Annotated in this window: 3 protein-coding genes; all 3 read left to right on the top strand. The window is 32.2% G+C overall.

Features of this window, described 5'->3' with window-relative positions:
- On the top strand, positions 1 to 236 hold a 236-nt coding region (locus AACY61_RS13560), incomplete at its 5' end, for a hypothetical protein (protein ID WP_339612118.1).
- Between the two features lie 6 nt (positions 237 to 242).
- Complete coding sequence (locus AACY61_RS13555; protein ID WP_339612117.1) at positions 243 to 797, top strand: CDP-alcohol phosphatidyltransferase family protein; 555 nt, start codon at positions 243 to 245, stop codon at positions 795 to 797.
- Positions 790 to 1,542 (top strand): hypothetical protein (locus tag AACY61_RS13550; protein WP_339612116.1); only part of this gene is annotated, 753 nt, incomplete at its 3' end. The genes AACY61_RS13555 and AACY61_RS13550, both read left to right, overlap by 8 nt.

The following is a 1,542-nucleotide window of genomic DNA, read 5'->3' as shown; positions in this document are numbered from 1 at the left end:
GAACGGATGCAGTGGAAGGAATACTGGAACTCGCCAAAGAATCGGACCATCCACGAGCATACGAAGTTGCCGGAAACCTTATCAAACAGGTTGCTGAAGTCACTGAAAAACTTGGTGACCTTCAAGAGAAAATGAGAAAACTTAAAGAGGTTCCTAACAACGCACCAAAGAATGTGACAAACGCATTGTTTGTAGGGAGTACTGCTGAATTGCAGAAAATGTTGAAGGAGAAATAATATATTATGTCATATCATGATGATGTTGGTAAGTTTATAACAAAAAAATTATGGGATTGGAAAGTTCCAATCACAGCAGATTTTATCACAGTATTAAGTTTAGCTTTCCCTTTAGCTGCATTTTTTTACTTTGATACTCATATCTTGTTGGCTGCTTTTTTGTGGTATACAGGTAGGGCCCTAGATTATTTGGATGGTAATTATGCCAGAATTTCCAATACGGTAACAGATTATGGAAGATATTTTGATTCTATGGTTGGTGTTATTACATGGATTTTATTGTATATTTCCATTCCAGTTCAATTTCCTTTGTTTATTATTTCTTTAGCAGTAATCATTAAAGTTTATTCTCACGTTAGATCACGAATATGGAACACACGTTTTGAGCCAACTTCCGGTTCTGCCTTTAAAGATACTTGGTTTACTGTAGAAAATGGTTGTTTGCCTTCTTTCTTCATAATACCTTTTGCTTTTTTAAATGCATTGGATATTTTCATATATTTAAGTATTATGGGTAATCTCATATTTTTAATTTATGAAATAAAAAGAAATTATGAATGATTTATTAACTCCAAAATTTGAAGGTGAATTTGAGATTACACTTAATTACCCCTTATGGATTACTGAAAATCCTTTCAAATTAAAAGAAGAAACCAAACGAGCAATTCTAGAAATTATTGATAGTTATGGTAAGGTTTCTTTAGGTTATAGCGGTGGTTCAGATAGTGGTTTTGTATTGTGTTGCATTCATGATTTGATAGATGAAGGAAAAATAACTAAAAATACAATTGAAATATGGCAAGGTATTTTTATTATTGATGGAAACCCTCAACTAGATTCAGAAAGAGCAACTAGATTTGCAAATTCTTTAGGATTTGAACCTAGAATGTGTGAATTTATAATTGATAATGCGTTTAATAAAAAACTAATGGATTATGCTCTTAAATATGTTGACCGTCACCAATCAATGACAGGCGAAGACCCATATATTTGTCTTATTCAAGATTATGTGGCTTCTATTCAAGACAGCACAGTTCTTACAGTTAGCAATACAGGCACCTCACTTGGTTTCGGTTGGAATCCAAAAGATGAAGTGAATTTAAGCCGTTGGTCTGAAAATTGGTTAATTTCTCTTTATCAAGTAACACATTATGATTCTGATTCTAACACTGTAGAAGCATTGTGTTGGGATAATAAAGTATTTTCATGTTTAATTTCTCCATTTAAAATTAAAAAAAGGTTAGTTGATATTGAACCATTTGAAAAACTTCCGGAATCATATGATCCTTTACATCCTAGAAATACA

It is taken from the genome of uncultured Planktosalinus sp., from assembly GCF_963973675.1.
Classification (GTDB): domain Bacteria; phylum Bacteroidota; class Bacteroidia; order Flavobacteriales; family Flavobacteriaceae; genus Planktosalinus.
Note: the sequence above shows the minus strand (reverse complement) of the source record. Positions and strands in the feature narration are given on the sequence as shown.

Coding starts and splice junctions, on each gene's coding strand:
- AACY61_RS13555 (WP_339612117.1), top strand. CDS start 243: ATGTCATATCATGATGATGTTGGTAAGTTTATAACAAAAAAATTATGG.